This is a genomic window from Pseudomonas abieticivorans (assembly GCF_023509015.1).
In the GTDB taxonomy this organism is placed as follows: Bacteria; Pseudomonadota; Gammaproteobacteria; order Pseudomonadales; family Pseudomonadaceae; genus Aquipseudomonas; species Aquipseudomonas abieticivorans.
In genome coordinates this window covers 5,372,300-5,386,353 of record NZ_CP094975.1, presented here as the reverse complement: position 1 = coordinate 5,386,353, position 14,054 = coordinate 5,372,300, and the positions used below count along the sequence as shown (strand labels likewise).

Genomic DNA, 14,054 nt, shown 5'->3' with positions numbered 1-14,054 from the left:
CGCTGGAACACATTTCGTACAGAGCCAGTCGACCATTGGTCGCCCGGCCGGCACCATCGTCGTGGTGCGCCCCACCAATATAAGTATCGACTCACATTGGATGGAGACGCACCATGATCAGGAAAACCTTCACCACCCTGGCCCTTGCCAGCCTGCTGACCACCGCTTCACTGAGTGCTTTCGCCGCGACCGGTGAAGGTGTGAATGGCGGCTCCACCGCCGTGCCGCCAGGCGCCGACCCCCGCACCCAAAGTGCCGACCCTGGCCGCCAAGGCGGGGCCAGCATGGGCGACAACAACGCCACCGGCCCCGTGACCGGTGGCAATACCAGCACCAACGACAACGACGCCAGCTCCGGCAACCAGGGCGCAGGCGGCGGCACTGCGGGCGAAGGCGCCGGCGTCGGCAATGGCACGCAGTCCGGCGGTTCCCAAGGGGGCGGCGGTGCCAGCAAGTGAATGAGCACATTGAAAAAAGCCCGCGAACGCGGGTTTTTTTTCACCTGGCCAAATCAAAGGTAGGACAGTTACTTACAGTTTAGCGCTAGAGCAAAGGCTTCCCTGATGGCTACCCTACACAAAGAGCATAACCCCAGAGGTATATTTTTATTGTAAAATAAATAACCCCAGGGTTATGTTTAACCTGTCAGACAAGGAGTCCGACGTGCAGAGCAGACAACTGATCAAGGAGCTTGAAATGGCAGGGTGGGTATTGAAACGGGTCACTGGCAGCCATCACATTTTCAAGCACCCTTGGCACAGAGCCTCACTCCCGGCACCACACCCCAAAAAGGACTTACCCTTGGGCACGGTGAAAAGCATCAAGGCCCGGGCGGGTTTGCTATGAACGCCCGCTCACCCTCGCAGGAGAACGCCATGCAATATCCCATCTGTATCGAATGGGGCGACGAAGGTACCGCCATCGGTATCCAGATCCCCGACATTCCTGGCGCCGTCACCGCCGGCGATACCTTCGAAGATGCCTACAATGCGGCCATCGAAGTGGCGCACATCATGCTCGAAGAGATCGTCGCCGACACCGGCGAAGTGCCCATGCCCACCTCGGCTGCCCAGCATCGCAGCCACCCGGACCTGGCCAACATGGGCTGGGGCATGCTGGAGATCGACATTACGCCGTACCTGGGTAAAACCGAGAAGGTCAACGTGACCTTGCCCGGTTTCGTGGTCAAGCGTATCGACCGTTTCGTGCGTGACCACAGCGTCAAGAGCCGCTCCTCGTTCCTGGCCGATGCGGCACTTGAGAAGCTGGGCAGGGCCTGAGGCTGATCAACCCATCAAGGCTGCTGGCACCCGGCCTTGCGCCTCATGCACTGCGCGATGCGCCTGTTTATTCCTGGGAGTCATGGCTGGGCATAACCGGCGGCTGCGCAATGGCCGCTGCCAATACCCTGCCCAACTCCTCCACCGAGTAGGGCTTGTGCAGCAGATCGAAGCCGCCGGTGCCTTGCTGCGCCAACACATGGCTGTAGCCGCTGGTCAACACCACCGGCAGCGAGGGGTATAGCGCGCGAACGGACTTGGCCAACTCCAGGCCGCTGATGCCCGGCATCACCACATCGGAAAACACCACGCTGTAACGCTGGGCATTATCGGCCAATTCGGCCAACGCTTCGGCGGCGCACTTGACCCAGACGCTGGTGTAACCTAATTCCTGCAGGGTTTCGCTGGCAAAGGCGCCCACGTCCAAGTTGTCTTCCACCACCAGCACGCGGGCGGTGCCAGGCAGTCGCGGTGCGACCTGTGCGCTTGTCGCAAGCACCAGGGGTGCCTGGGGCGCCGAGGCCATGGGCAAGTACAGGGTAAAGGTGGTGCCGCTGCCCACGTCGCTGTCCACCAACACGTCGCCACCGGACTGCTTGGCAAACCCGAACACCTGGGACAACCCAAGCCCGGTGCCTTGGCCGAATGGTTTGGTGGTGAAAAACGGCTCGAACACCTTGGTCAGCGTGGCAGGCTCGATGCCGGTGCCGGTGTCGCTGACCGACACGGCGATGAAGTCCCCGGCCCGCTCGGCTTCCAGTGGGTGCCTTGGGATGCCGTTGACCGCCGACAGCGACAGGGTCAGGCGCCCCTGCCCGTTCATTGCATCGCGGGCATTGACCGCCATGTTGATCAGCGCCGTGTCGAACTGGCTGGGGTCGGCAAGAATGAAACACGGGGCCTGTGGCACTTGCACCGTGATACTGATGCGCGACCCGGCCAGGGTGCCGATCATTTCACGCAAGGCGGCGACACTGGCTGCCACATCGAACACTTGCGGTTGCAGGGCCTGGCGGCGGGCGAACGCCAGCAACTGGCCGGTCAGGCGCGCGGCACGCGACACGGTACTGGAAATCGCCTCCACGTAGCGCTTGCGCCGCGCCTCGGGCAGGTCGGGCCGGGCCAGCAGGTCGATGGAGGAGCGGATCACCGTCAACAGGTTGTTGAAGTCATGGGCCACGCCGCCGGTCAACTGACCCACCGCCTCCATTTTCTGCGCCTGGCGCAAGGCCTCCTCGGTGGCCATCAAGGCCTGGGTGCGGGACTCTACCTGCTGCTCCAGGGAATCGGTCAGCACCAGCAGGTTGATCTCGGCGCGCCGGCGCGCCTCCGCCGTGCGAATCCGCGCCGCCACCTCGCGGACAAAGGCGATGTCGCCTTCGGGCCAGTCGCGAGGGTGGGCATGGTTGAGGTACAGCAACGCCACCAGCCCACCTTCCTCGTGCACTGGCATGTTGATGAAGGCGTGGGCGCTGATGGCCTTGAGCGAATCGCTGGTGCTGGCCGTGCGTGGGTCATGGTCAGCGTTACTGACGAACACCGTGTTGCCACGCTTGAGGTCATCGATGTAGCTGCCATATTCACGGAAATTGAGCACGCCGGCGATGGTCTTGATGCCGGGGGCATTCCAGTCGCGCTCGATGGTGATGGTTTCGGCCAGCGGATCGATCAGCCCGTAGCCGACGCGGCTGACCCCCAAGGCGCGGCCAATGATTTCACAGGCGTTGTAGGCCAGTTCCACCGGATCGGCCGATTCGCTGATGCGGTGGGTCAGGTCGGCCAGGGCCAGGCGCAGGCCAAGCTCGTTTTCAGGCGGGGCAGGCAGCACCACAGGCAGCGCGCCGGAGCCCTGCAGCAACAGGGAAAAACCCTGGGCAAGGCCGTTGCCATCGCGCCACGCCAACAGCTCGATCAGTACCGGCACCTGACGGCCGTCGCCACACCGGCAACAGCCCTGGACCGTCAGTTGCCCTGCCGCCAGCGCCTGCTGCAACACCGCCGGCAACGGCCGATCAGCCGACAGCACGCGGCTGGCCGGGCCGCGGCGCAGTTCATCGGCGCGCCAACCCAGCCAATGCTCGGTGCCGGCGCTGATATCCATCACGTCACCGGCCAGGTCCAGGGTGATCAGGGCGACTTCGCCACGTGTACTCAAGGGGTGATCACCGTACGCATATCAGGTTGCTTTCAAGGGTTGGCAGTGTGTCCAATCTCTGGACAATGCTCAAGCGCAAAGGTTTTGAAAATACCACCCGCAGGCCCGTGGAACTTAGCACGAAGCTCGCCGGTCACTGGCGTAACGCGTGCGCTTTTCGCGACAGCTCGAGCCCTGGCGGGACCCTATCTTGGCACTCACCTCTGCACGTCGGAACGCCTTGTCCCTGGACGGCTTGAACTTTTTTTTGGCCGACGTGCGCGACGGCCTGGGCCCTTACCTGGCGATCTACCTGCTGGCGGTACACCACTGGGAGCCGGCCAGCATCGGCCTGGTGATGACCCTGGCCGGCATTGCCGCCCTGCTGACCCAGACTCCGGCGGGTGCCTGGATCGACCGCACCCGACGCAAACGCGCGGTGGTGGCGGCGGCCGCGCTAGTCGTCACCCTGGGCTGCCTGGTACTGCCCTTTATCAGTGGCTTTGCCTGGGTCACCTTGACCCAGTCGCTGAGCGCCGCCGCCGGGTCTATTTTCGCCCCGGCCATCGCCGCGATTTCGCTGGGCATCACCGGGCCCAAGGCGTTCGCCCAACGCACCGGGCGCAATGAAACCTTCAACCACGCCGGCAACGCCGTCGCGGCCTTGCTGGCCGGCGGCTTCAGTTACCTGTACGGACCGGTGGCGGTGTTTTACCTGATGGCCGCCATGGCCTGCGCCAGCCTGATCGCCCTGGCATGCGTGTCGGCCGCGGCCATCGACCACGACGTCGCTCGCGGCCTGGACCCCATCGCCGTGGCCGGCCCCGAGCAGCCTTCAGGGTTAAGCGTGCTGCTGCACAACAAACCCCTGCTGCTGTTTGGCGTGTGTTGCGCACTGTTCCACCTGGCCAACGCGGCGATGCTGCCCCTGGTCAGCCAGAAACTGGCGCAGACCAACCTGCAGGCGGCCACCCCGCTGACCTCGGCGTGCATCGTGGCGGCCCAGATGATTATGGTGCCAGCGGCCCTGTTGGTAGGTGCCCGGGCCGATCGCTGGGGGCGCAAGCCGTTGCTGTTGGCCGGCTTTGTGATTTTGCCGGTGCGCGGGGTGCTCTACACCCTGTCCGACGATATGTACTGGCTGGTGGCCGTGCAAACCCTGGACGGCATCGGCGCCGGCCTGTTCGGCGCCCTGTTCCCGCTGGTGGTCAATGACTTGACCCGCGGCACGGGGCGCTTCAATGTCAGCCTGGGTGCGCTGACCACGGTGTTTGGCCTGGGCGCTGCGTTAAGCAACAGCGTGGCCGGGTTGGTGGTCCAGCAGGCCGGCTACAGCGCGGCCTTTTTGAGCTTGGCGGTGATTGCCGCCGCAGCCTTCGGGCTGCTGTTGGTCGCCATGCCGGAAACCGCCTTTCTCAAACCTTCCCCTACCGCCCAGGCCGCCCCGGCCACCTGACGAGCCTTGCCGATGCCCTTACTGGCACCTTCTACTGTCATCTGGTGCGTGGCCGCCTTGGCCACCGCCGGCGTCATCCTGCGGCCCTGGCGCGTAGCCGAATGGGTTTGGGCCTTGAGCGGCGCCCTGATACTGGTGCTGACCGGGCTGATCCCGCTCGGCGCAGCCATGTCCGCGGTGGCCAAGGGCGGCGACGTGTACCTGTTTCTGATCGGCATGATGTTGCTGGCCGAACTGGCCCGCCAGCAAGGCTTGTTCGACTGGCTGGCCACCCGCGCCGCGCAGCATGCGCGCGGCTCGGCGCAACGGTTGTTCAACCTGGTGTTCATGGTGGGTATCGGCGTGACCGTATTGCTGTCCAATGATGCCACGGCAGTGGTCCTAACCCCCGCCGTGTACGCGGCGGCGCGGGCGGCCAAGGCCGAGCCCCTGCCCTACCTGTTTATCTGTGCGTTCATCGCTAACGCGGCGAGTTTCGTGCTGCCGATTTCCAACCCGGCAAACCTGGTGATCTTCGCCAGCCACATGCCGCCGCTGCTGGAATGGCTGGCGCGCTTTAGCCTACCGTCCATTGCGGCCATCGGCCTGACCTACGGCGTACTGCGCCTGACCCAACGCAGGCATTTGCAGGCGCCGTTGGCGCTGGACATCCCCTTGCACCTGCTGCCCCCAGGGGCGCGGTTGACGGCATGGGGCATCGGTTTGACGGCGGGCGTGCTGTTGCTCGTCTCGGCATTGGACCTGCCCCTGGGCCTGCCGACCTTCATCACCGGCCTTGCCACCGGCGCAGGGGTACTGTTGCGCCAGCGGGCCAACCCATTGCAGGTGCTCAAGGGTGTGTCCTGGGGCGTGTTGCCATTGGTGGCGGGGTTGTTCGTGCTGGTGGAGGGTTTGATCCTGACCGGCTTGATCGACCGCCTGGCGCATGCGCTGCAAGGCCTGGCCGAGCGCAACGCGGCGCAAGCCACCTGGGGCGCCGGGGTGGTGGTGGCGTTTGCCTGCAACCTGCTCAACAACCTGCCTGCCGGGCTGATCGCAGGGTCGGTGGCGCACATCGCGCCGCTGCCGGCGCACACCACCAGTGCACTGCTGATCGGCGTGGACCTGGGCCCCAACCTGTCGATCACCGGCTCCCTGGCAACGATCCTCTGGTTGATTGCCGTGCGCCGCGAAGGCGAGCACGTGAGTGCCTGGGCGTTTCTGAAACTGGGGGTGCTGGTAATGCCGCCGGCCTTGTTCGGGGCTTTGGCGGCGCTGACGATCACAGGTCATTGAGCCCAGCGTTTACTGCCAGCCAACCGCTGTTTTCAAGCAGCAAATGCGGCCATGCCCAGCGTGTTTTGGTGATTGTACCGAATGCTGCACCCGCCCTTGCCAGGCCGCCTGGCAGGTGGGATACAAGCGCCTGCGCCGGGCATTTTCCGCCTGGCAACAGGAGACCTTCGCCCATGTTGAACCCCACCGCCCTGCTGCTGGCCTGCGCCGATGGCAGCCCGGCCCCGACCGCTTTCCACTCCTCGGCCCTGAGCGCCAATGACCCCTTTGCCCGCGAGCGCAAAGTGGCCTGGCACGGCGACGACGGCATAGCCGCCGGCATCGTCCAGGCCAGCGGGACCTTCGTGGTAGACGCCTACCCCTATGCGGAAATGCTGGTGGTGCACGCAGGCTTCGTGACCGTGCAAAGCGAGACTGGCAGCCTGGAACTGGCTGCTGGCAGCAGTGCCGTGATCGGCCGCGGCACTGCGGTGCAAATTCAAGCCCTGGCCGGTAGCCTGTGGGCGTTCTGTGCCAATACCGCCGCCAGTGAAAACCAGCCCGGCCTGACCGCGCTCGACCCGCGCGCACTGCTGCAACCGTCGGCTGCGCCGGAGCCTGCGATCCTGATCGGCCACACGCCCCAGTGCCGCGCCCAGGGCGTGTATGAAGACAGCAACGAGCTGCGCATCGGCGTCTGGGATTCAACCCCCTACCGCCGCCACGGCCGCCCGCACAAACTGCACGAGCTGATGCACCTGGTGGAAGGCAGCGTCACCCTGCAGGCACCCGACGGCAGCGGCCTGGTGGTGAACCCCGGTGACACGGTGTTTGTGCCCAAGGGCGCGGACGTGGCGTGGATCAGCACGGTGTATGTGCGCAAGTACTATGCAGTGATCTGAAGCCCCCCACACTGATTGCGTTCACACTGTAGGAGCGGATTCATCCGCGAAAAGGTCAACGCGGTATGCCTGATGCGCCGCAACATGGCCTTCGCGGACCGCCTGCATACAGGGCGGGCGACTTGGGCTATTTACCGCGCATCGCCGCCACCAACTGATCGACGTTGTAGCGGAACATCTTCAGGTAAGTAGGCGCCGGGCCGTTGGCCGGCGACAGCGCTTCGACATACAGCTCACCACCCGGTTGCGCACCGCTGGCCGCGGCAATCTGCTTGACCAGGCGTGGGTCGCCGGAGTTCTCGAAGAAGTAGGCGCTGACGTGCTCGGCCTTGATCTGGCGGATCAGCTTGGACACATCGGCCGCCGACGGTTCGGCTTCGGTGGAAAAGCCCAACGGCGACAAGAACGTCACGCCGTACGCATCACCAAAATAACCAAAGGCATCATGGCTGGTCAGCACCTTGCGCTGCGCCGCCGGGATGGCTTGCACCTGGGCCCGGGCATAGCTGTCCAAGGCCTGCAACTGAGCGATGTACTGGTCACCGTTGGCCTGGTAAACACTGGCGCCGGCCGGGTCGGCCTTTTTCAGCGCGGCAATGATATTACGCACGTAGATCACGCCATTGGCCGCGCTGTTCCAGGCATGCGGGTCGACGATCTGCGCGCCGTCCTCCTCCATGGTGCGGGTCTTGATGCCGTCGGACAGCACCACCGGCTGGCCCTTGTAACCGGACGCGGTGATCAGCCTGTCCAGCCAACCTTCCAGGTGCAGGCCACTGACGAACGCCAGGTCTGCGCCTTTCAAGGCCTGGGCATCGGCCGGGGTAGGCTCGTACACATGCGGGTCGCCATTGGGGCCGATCAGCGAGGTGACGTGCACACGATCGCCGCCCACGCTATGCACCATGTCGGCGATCACCGTAAACGAGGCCACCGCCTCCAGTGGCTTGGCCTGCGCCAGGCTGGCAAAGGCCGACAGCGCCAGTGCCGCGAGTGTTCCTTTCAAAGTGACGTTCATGAGTGTCCTTCAGTTGGCCAAGTGAGGTTGGGGAAACAGCCGGCGCAGGATTCCACTGCGGCCGAAAATCAACGAAAAGGCATAGAACGCGCTGGCGGTGAGCACGATGGTGGGACCCGATGCCACGCCTGCGTGATACGAAATGATCAGGCCAATCAGCCCGGACAAGGTGGCCACCACCGTGGAAATGATCATCAGCGCGCTGAGCGAGGTAGCCCAGAAGCGGGCGGCGGTGGCCGGCAGCATCATCATGCCCACCGCCATCAACGTACCCAGGGCCTGGAAGCCGGCCACCAGGTTGAGCACCACCAGCAACAAAAACAGCACGTGGTACAGCGAGCCCCGCCCGCCCACCGCACGCAGGAAGCCTGGGTCAAAGCACTCCAGCACCAGCGGGCGGTAGATCAAGGCCAGCAGCAGCACGGTGAACGAGGCGATGCTGCCGACCATGTAGATGGCCGTGGAGTCGATGGCCAGAATGGTCCCGAACAGCACGTGCAGCAGGTCGACGTTGGAGCCGTGCAGCGACACGATCAGCACGCCGGCGGCCAGGGACGTCAGGTAGAAGCTGGCAAAGCTTGCGTCTTCACGCAGCGCCGTCAGGCGGCTGACCAGCCCGGCCAGCAACGCCACCGCAAGGCCGGCGATCAGCCCGCCAAAGCCCATGGCCGGCAACGACAGGCCACCGAACAAAAAGCCCACCGCCGCCCCCGGCAGCACCGCGTGGCTCATGGCATCGCCCACCAGGCTCATGCGCCGCAACATCAACAACACGCCCACCGGCCCCGAACCAATGCCCAAAGCCAGACAGGCCACCAGCGCGCGACGCATGAAACCGAACTCCACGAAAGGTTGCACCAAGGTGCTGTAAAGCATCATGACTGCGCCCCCTGGTCGAGCGCGCACAACTCGGCGTCGGCACTCCAGAACTCGGCCATGTTGCGCGCGCGGCGCAGGTTATCCACGCTCAGCACCTCGCCGGTCGCCCCCCAGGCGATCACCTCGCGGGCCATCAGCAAGGTCTGCGGGAAGTGCTGGCGCACTTGCTCCAACTCATGCAACACGGCGATCACCGTGCGCCCCTGGCCGTGCCACACGCGCACCAGCTCGAGCAAATCCTGGGTGGTGCGTGCATCGATGGCGGTGAAAGGTTCATCCAGCAAAATCACTTGGGCGTCCTGCAGCAGCAAGCGGGCGAACAACACCCGCTGGAACTGCCCTGACGACAGCGAGCCAATGCTGCGCCCCTCGAAGCCCTCCAGCCCCACCGCCCCCAAGGCATCCTGGGTGCGCTGCGCCTGAGCACGGCTTAGCCCGCGAAACGCGCCGATGCTGCCCCATGCGCCCATGGCCACGATGTCGGCGACACTCAACGGAAAGCTGCGATCGATCTCCGCCGCCTGCGGCAGGTAACCGAGCTTGCGCGTGGCCAACTGGCCGCGATCAACCTTGCCGGCAGCCGGTTTCAAGGTGCCAGCGATGGCCTTGATCAGGGTCGATTTGCCCGCCCCGTTCGGCCCGACGATGGCCGTCAGGCTGCCGGCCGCGAAACGGCCACTGAGGTGATGCACGGCCGGCCGGCGTTCGTAGGCGATGGTGAGGTTGTCCAGGGAAATGGCCGCGCTCATGGCACCGCTACCGCCCAGGTGATGGCCAGCCACAACAGGGCAAGCACAGCAACAGCCAACAGCAGGCGCTTGCCGGCAGACAGGGCCAGCGCAGAGCCGGCAATGGAACGTACGGTGGGAGCTTTCACAGGATCGGTGACTCGATGCGATTTGTTACACTATAACATCCTGTTTCTATTTATTTCATGAAATCTGCACGCACCGCGCAAAACCGTGCGATAGACGCCCGCGCCGAAACACCGAAGCAAAGATCTGCTGCTACGCTTCGAGCATCAGCTCCTATTCAAGAGGCCGCCATGCCCGATCAGACGCGCGAAATGCACCAGTGGAACCAGCGGTGGGTGCTCAATGGCGATCATCTGCAATGCGCCACGTGCGCAATTTGCCAGTGGCCATGGAATGCCGGGGTGCCGTTCAGGCATGCCGAAGGCTGTGCCTTGAAACCTGCGCAGGCGCAGTTCCCGTGGAAGGAGTTGGCGTTGATCATGGGCCGGCGGGTGCAGGCCAATGATGATTGAAGGTGGGCACCTGGCGTGAAATCCAGGTGCCCCACGCATCAGCCTTTGATAAACGCCAACAATGCCGCGTTGATCACATCGGCATTCACCGCGCACATGCCATGGGAGGCCCCTGGGATGATCTGCAACTGCGCATCCGGGATCAGCTGCGCCGAACGCTTGCCCGACGCATCGATCGGCACGATCTGATCATCGTCGCCGTGCAGCACCAGGGCCGGCACGTCAAACTTCTTCAAGTCTTGGGTAAAGTCCACCGCCGAGAACTGCTCGATGCAGTCGTATTGGCCCTTGACGCTGCCCTGCATGCCCTGGCGCCAAAAGGAGTCGATCTGGCCCTGGGAAACCTTGGCACCGTCGCGGTTGAAGCCGAAAAACGGCATGGCCAGGTCCTTGAAGAATTGCGAGCGGTCATCGGTCACGCCCTTGCGAATGCCGTCAAACACCTCGATCGACAGGCCGCCAGGATTGCCGGCGGTTTTCAGCATCAAGGGCGGCACGGCGCTGATCAGCACGGCCTTGGCCACGCGCTTCGTGCCATGGCGGCCGATGTAGCGCGCCACCTCGCCGCCGCCGGTGGAATGCCCCACCAGCACCGCATCCTTCAAGTCCAGGGCTTCGATCAACGCCGCCAGGTCATCGGCGTAGGTGTCCATGTCGTTGCCACCCCAGGTTTGCCCCGAGCGGCCATGGCCACGGCGGTCATGGGCGATCACACGGTAGCCCTGGCCGGCCAGGAACAACATCTGGCTGTCCCAGGCGTCAGCGCTCAGCGGCCAGCCATGGGAGAACACGATCGGCTGGCCAGTGCCCCAGTCCTTGTAGAACAACGGGGTACCATCGGGGGTGTTGATAAAAGGTTGAGTCATGGTCGGCGCCTCTGGGTGTATGGAAGGGTTTCCCCATCTTGCACGGGCGTACGTGACATAAATTGAACGGGCGTGTGCAAAAGGCGTGAGGTGCGAGGAGTGTAGGCGCCAAACCACGGCGGCGTGCCTGATACACTGTCAGCGTCCTTTTTGCCCCACAAGGCCTGCCATGATCAACATCCGCACCATGACCGCCGCTGACTTCCCGGCGTTCTGGCCCACCTTCAGCGCCGTGGTCGGCGCCCAGCAAACCTACGCCTACGACCCGGCGCTTACCCAGGCGCAAGCCCAGGCGCTGTGGCTGGACCTGCCCCTGCACACCCTGGTGGCCGAGGAAGACGGCGTGCTGCTGGGCAGCTATTACCTCAAGGCCAATGCCGCCGGCCCCGGCAACCACGTGTGCAATTGCGGCTACATGGTCACCGAGGCGGCACGGGGCCGGGGCGTGGCGCGGCTGATGTGCGAGCACTCGCAGCAACTGGCCCTGGCCAGCGGCTTTTTGGCCATGCAGTTCAATTCGGTGGTGTCCAGCAATGAAGTGGCCGTGGCGCTGTGGCACAAGCTGGGCTTTGAAACCGTCGGCCGCCTGCCCCGGGCCTTTCGCCATGGGCAGCTGGGCCTGGTCGATTGCCTGGTGATGTACAAGTGGCTGCAGGCGCCGGCCAAACCCTTGTTGATCGGGCGCAAAAACATCGAGTCGGTGGTGTCACGCCCACGGCGCGGGCGATAGGCGCGCAGGCGTCACGGGGTTTGACGCGCGGGGTGCTTGACTTCATTCTGTATTTGGCGCCTTTATGAGCCAACTCAACGGTTTGCAGCGCTTCACACCGCGCCCACCGGCCGGTCTAACAGCGGGTAGTGAGTCACGCCCTAAGGAATAAAGTATGGCATCAAGACACGTCATCAATGCTTCGGTCAGCCCAAAAGGCAGCCTGGAGACGCTGTCCCAACGCGAAGTGCAGCAACTGAGCGAAGCCGGCTCAGGCAGCATCTACACACTGTTCCGCCAGTGCGCCCTGGCCATCCTCAACACCGGCGCCCACATCGACAACGCCAAGACCATCCTTGAGGCCTACCAGGATTTCGAAGTTCGCATCCACCAGCAAGACCGCGGCGTGCGCCTGGAACTGCTGAACGCCCCCGCCGACGCCTTCGTCGATGGCGAAATGATCGCCAGCACCCGCGAAATGCTCTTCAGCGCCCTGCGCGACATCGTCTACACCGAGAACGAGCTGGACAGCCAGCGCATCGACCTGAGCAACTCCCAGGGCATCACCGACTACGTGTTCCACCTGTTGCGCAACGCCCGCACCCTGCGCCCGGGCGTCGAGCCCAAGATGGTGGTGTGCTGGGGCGGCCACTCGATCAACAGCGAAGAATACAAGTACACCAAAAAGGTCGGCCACGAGCTGGGCCTGCGCCGCCTGGACGTGTGCACCGGTTGCGGCCCGGGCGTGATGAAGGGCCCGATGAAGGGCGCCACCATCGCCCACGCCAAGCAACGCATCAGTGGCAGCCGCTACCTGGGCCTCACCGAGCCTGGCATCATCGCCGCCGAAGCGCCCAACCCCATCGTCAATGAACTGGTGATTTTGCCCGACATCGAGAAGCGCCTCGAAGCCTTCGTGCGCGTCGGCCACGGCATCATCATCTTCCCGGGCGGCGCCGGCACGGCCGAAGAGTTCCTCTACCTGCTGGGCATCCTCATGCACCCGGACAACGCGCAACTGCCGTTCCCGGTGGTGCTCACCGGCCCGAAAAGTGCCGCGCCGTACCTGCAGCAACTGCATGCCTTCGTCGGCGCGACCCTGGGCGAGGCCGCCCACCGCCACTACCAGATCATCATCGATGACCCGGCCGAAGTCGCCCGGCAAATGACCGCGGGCCTCAAAGAGGTCAAGCAGTTCCGCCGCGAGCGCGCCGACGCCTTCCACTTCAACTGGCTGCTGAAAATCGAAGAAAGCTTCCAGCGCCCCTTCGACCCCACCCACGAAAACATGGCCAGCCTGCAGCTGCGCCGCGATTTGCCGCCCCACGAACTGGCCGCCAACCTGCGCCGCGCGTTCTCCGGCATCGTCGCCGGCAACGTGAAAGACAAGGGCATCCGCCTGATCGAGGAGCACGGCCCGTACGAGATCCACGGCGACCAGGCGATCATGCAACCCCTGGATCACCTGCTCAAAGCCTTCGTCGACCAGCACCGCATGAAGCTGCCCGGTGGCGCGGCCTACGTGCCGTGCTACCGCGTGGTGACCTGACCCGAGCGCCCGGCGCACCCTGCGCCGGGCTTTCCCCCTGCTCAATCACGCGAGGGTGGCCATGAAAACCATCGTCAGCAAATGCACCGTCCCAGCCCTCTCCAGCGTCAACCAATACGTCCAAGGCGCCGACTTCGTCGACTGCCAAAGCGCGCGCGTGGTCGATGTGCAGCGCACCGCCCTGGGCCATGCCCTGACCATCATGGCCGCCACCCCGGCCTGGATCGACAGCCTGATGAAACTGCGCAACCGTGCGGTCAAACTGGTGGGCTTGAAGGACCTGGGCGGGTTGAAACGCATCGATTTGAAACGCGACGAGGCCAGCTACCAACCGGGCCAGCGGATCGGCATCTTCACGCTGGTGTCCAGCACCGACGACGAGGCGCTGATGGTGGACCGCGACAAACATCTGGATGTGTATGTGGTGCTCAATCGGCTGCCGATTGATGCCGATGGCAGCAGGACCGTGGTGTTGTCGACGGTGGTGCGTACGCACAATCTGTTGGGCAGGGTGTACATGGTGCCGGTGGGGCCGATGCATCGAGTGATTGCGCCGCGCACGTTGGCGAATATCAATGGGTGATGGTTGCTTGTTAAGGCTTGCGACGACGTCTGGTGTAGGAGCGGATTTATCCGCGAAGCATTCCCCGCACATTCCCCTGAAATAACGCGCTGACCTTTTCGCGGATAAATCCGCTCCTACAGGGGGTGCGTGGCCGTTTCGAAGGCCACCAGCGGGG

16 protein-coding genes are annotated in these 14,054 nt (G+C 64.2%); 10 read left to right on the top strand and 6 right to left on the bottom strand.

The genetic code is table 11. From position 1 onward, the window contains the following. Positions 1-113 precede the first annotated feature (113 nt). From L9B60_RS24465 to L9B60_RS24455, 3 genes are all read left to right on the top strand, one after another. Complete coding sequence (locus tag L9B60_RS24465; RefSeq protein ID WP_249673546.1) at positions 114-458, top strand: hypothetical protein; 345 nt, start codon at positions 114-116, stop codon at positions 456-458. A gap of 205 nt (positions 459-663) precedes the next feature. Continuing rightward, a complete protein-coding gene (locus L9B60_RS24460; RefSeq protein ID WP_249673545.1) occupies positions 664-846 on the top strand; it encodes a type II toxin-antitoxin system HicA family toxin in 183 nt (60 codons plus the stop codon). Between the two features lie 29 nt (positions 847-875). Then, positions 876-1,280 carry a type II toxin-antitoxin system HicB family antitoxin gene (locus L9B60_RS24455; RefSeq protein WP_249673544.1) on the top strand — a complete coding sequence of 135 codons (405 nt, stop codon included), beginning with the start codon at positions 876-878 and terminating at the stop codon, positions 1,278-1,280. A 67-nt stretch (positions 1,281-1,347) separates the two neighbouring features. Here the strand turns inward: L9B60_RS24455 and L9B60_RS24450 are convergent, their stop codons facing one another. Beyond that, positions 1,348-3,435, bottom strand: a complete 2,088-nt coding sequence (locus L9B60_RS24450) for an ATP-binding protein (protein WP_249673543.1) — start codon at positions 3,433-3,435, stop codon at positions 1,348-1,350. Positions 3,436-3,625: 190 nt separating this feature from the next. On the opposite strand from L9B60_RS24450, the gene L9B60_RS24445 reads away from it, so the two are divergent. From L9B60_RS24445 to L9B60_RS24435, 3 genes are all read left to right on the top strand, one after another. After that, positions 3,626-4,870, top strand: a complete 1,245-nt coding sequence (locus L9B60_RS24445) for an MFS transporter (RefSeq protein ID WP_249673542.1) — start codon at positions 3,626-3,628, stop codon at positions 4,868-4,870. A 12-nt stretch (positions 4,871-4,882) separates the two neighbouring features. Then, positions 4,883-6,145, top strand: a complete 1,263-nt coding sequence (locus L9B60_RS24440) for an arsenic transporter (protein ID WP_249673541.1) — start codon at positions 4,883-4,885, stop codon at positions 6,143-6,145. Between the two features lie 173 nt (positions 6,146-6,318). After that, positions 6,319-7,026 carry a cupin domain-containing protein gene (locus tag L9B60_RS24435; protein WP_249673540.1) on the top strand — a complete coding sequence of 236 codons (708 nt, stop codon included), beginning with the start codon at positions 6,319-6,321 and terminating at the stop codon, positions 7,024-7,026. A gap of 127 nt (positions 7,027-7,153) precedes the next feature. Here the strand turns inward: L9B60_RS24435 and L9B60_RS24430 are convergent, their stop codons facing one another. From L9B60_RS24430 to L9B60_RS30500, 4 genes are read right to left on the bottom strand one after another with little or no spacing between them, the layout of a single operon-like run. Then, entirely contained in the window at positions 7,154-8,044 is an 891-nt protein-coding gene (locus L9B60_RS24430; protein WP_249673539.1) for a metal ABC transporter substrate-binding protein, read from the bottom strand. A gap of 9 nt (positions 8,045-8,053) precedes the next feature. Continuing rightward, the gene (locus L9B60_RS24425) at positions 8,054-8,923 is read right to left on the bottom strand and encodes a metal ABC transporter permease (protein WP_249673538.1); all 870 of its coding nucleotides are present in this window, start codon (positions 8,921-8,923) and stop codon (positions 8,054-8,056) included. Continuing rightward, entirely contained in the window at positions 8,920-9,672 is a 753-nt protein-coding gene (gene aztA, locus L9B60_RS24420; protein ID WP_249673537.1) for a zinc ABC transporter ATP-binding protein AztA, read from the bottom strand. Before aztA ends, L9B60_RS24425 begins: the two co-directional genes overlap by 4 nt. Then, entirely contained in the window at positions 9,669-9,800 is a 132-nt protein-coding gene (locus tag L9B60_RS30500) for a hypothetical protein (protein WP_283780534.1), read from the bottom strand. The genes aztA and L9B60_RS30500 overlap by 4 nt, the downstream gene beginning before the upstream one ends. Positions 9,801-9,968: 168 nt before the next feature. Here L9B60_RS30500 and L9B60_RS24415 point away from each other — a divergent pair, with 168 nt between their 5' ends. Beyond that, on the top strand, positions 9,969-10,190 hold the full coding sequence (locus L9B60_RS24415; RefSeq protein WP_249673536.1) for a hypothetical protein: 222 nt from the start codon (positions 9,969-9,971) through the stop codon (positions 10,188-10,190). Positions 10,191-10,228: 38 nt separating this feature from the next. Here the strand turns inward: L9B60_RS24415 and L9B60_RS24410 are convergent, their stop codons facing one another. Further along, positions 10,229-11,056: an alpha/beta fold hydrolase gene (locus tag L9B60_RS24410; RefSeq protein WP_249673535.1), complete on the bottom strand. Its 828-nt coding sequence runs from the start codon at positions 11,054-11,056 to the stop codon at positions 10,229-10,231. A gap of 169 nt (positions 11,057-11,225) precedes the next feature. Between L9B60_RS24410 and L9B60_RS24405 the strand changes: the two genes are divergently transcribed. The 3 genes from L9B60_RS24405 (at position 11,226) to L9B60_RS24395 (ending at position 13,897) form a co-directional block, all read left to right on the top strand. Then, entirely contained in the window at positions 11,226-11,786 is a 561-nt protein-coding gene (locus L9B60_RS24405) for a GNAT family N-acetyltransferase (protein WP_249673534.1), read from the top strand. Positions 11,787-11,940: 154 nt separating this feature from the next. After that, a complete protein-coding gene (gene ppnN / locus L9B60_RS24400; RefSeq protein WP_249673533.1) occupies positions 11,941-13,314 on the top strand; it encodes a nucleotide 5'-monophosphate nucleosidase PpnN in 1,374 nt (457 codons plus the stop codon). A gap of 61 nt (positions 13,315-13,375) precedes the next feature. Further along, the gene (locus tag L9B60_RS24395; RefSeq protein WP_249673532.1) at positions 13,376-13,897 is read left to right on the top strand and encodes a DUF2867 domain-containing protein; all 522 of its coding nucleotides are present in this window, start codon (positions 13,376-13,378) and stop codon (positions 13,895-13,897) included. The last annotated feature ends 157 nt before the right edge of the window (positions 13,898-14,054 follow it).

What these genes read in the sequence shown, in the direction of transcription:
- L9B60_RS24465 (WP_249673546.1), top strand. Translation starts at nt 114, where the DNA reads ATGATCAGGAAAACCTTCACCACCCTGGCCCTTGCCAGCCTGCTGACC.
- L9B60_RS24455 (WP_249673544.1), top strand. Translation starts at nt 876, where the DNA reads ATGCAATATCCCATCTGTATCGAATGGGGCGACGAAGGTACCGCCATC.
- L9B60_RS24440 (WP_249673541.1), top strand. Translation starts at nt 4,883, where the DNA reads ATGCCCTTACTGGCACCTTCTACTGTCATCTGGTGCGTGGCCGCCTTG.
- L9B60_RS24435 (WP_249673540.1), top strand. Translation starts at nt 6,319, where the DNA reads ATGTTGAACCCCACCGCCCTGCTGCTGGCCTGCGCCGATGGCAGCCCG.
- L9B60_RS24430 (WP_249673539.1), bottom strand. Translation starts at nt 8,044, where the DNA reads ATGAACGTCACTTTGAAAGGAACACTCGCGGCACTGGCGCTGTCGGCC.
- L9B60_RS24425 (WP_249673538.1), bottom strand. Translation starts at nt 8,923, where the DNA reads ATGATGCTTTACAGCACCTTGGTGCAACCTTTCGTGGAGTTCGGTTTC.
- aztA (WP_249673537.1), bottom strand. Translation starts at nt 9,672, where the DNA reads ATGAGCGCGGCCATTTCCCTGGACAACCTCACCATCGCCTACGAACGC.
- L9B60_RS24415 (WP_249673536.1), top strand. Translation starts at nt 9,969, where the DNA reads ATGCCCGATCAGACGCGCGAAATGCACCAGTGGAACCAGCGGTGGGTG.
- L9B60_RS24410 (WP_249673535.1), bottom strand. Translation starts at nt 11,056, where the DNA reads ATGACTCAACCTTTTATCAACACCCCCGATGGTACCCCGTTGTTCTAC.
- L9B60_RS24405 (WP_249673534.1), top strand. Translation starts at nt 11,226, where the DNA reads ATGATCAACATCCGCACCATGACCGCCGCTGACTTCCCGGCGTTCTGG.
- ppnN (WP_249673533.1), top strand. Translation starts at nt 11,941, where the DNA reads ATGGCATCAAGACACGTCATCAATGCTTCGGTCAGCCCAAAAGGCAGC.
- L9B60_RS24395 (WP_249673532.1), top strand. Translation starts at nt 13,376, where the DNA reads ATGAAAACCATCGTCAGCAAATGCACCGTCCCAGCCCTCTCCAGCGTC.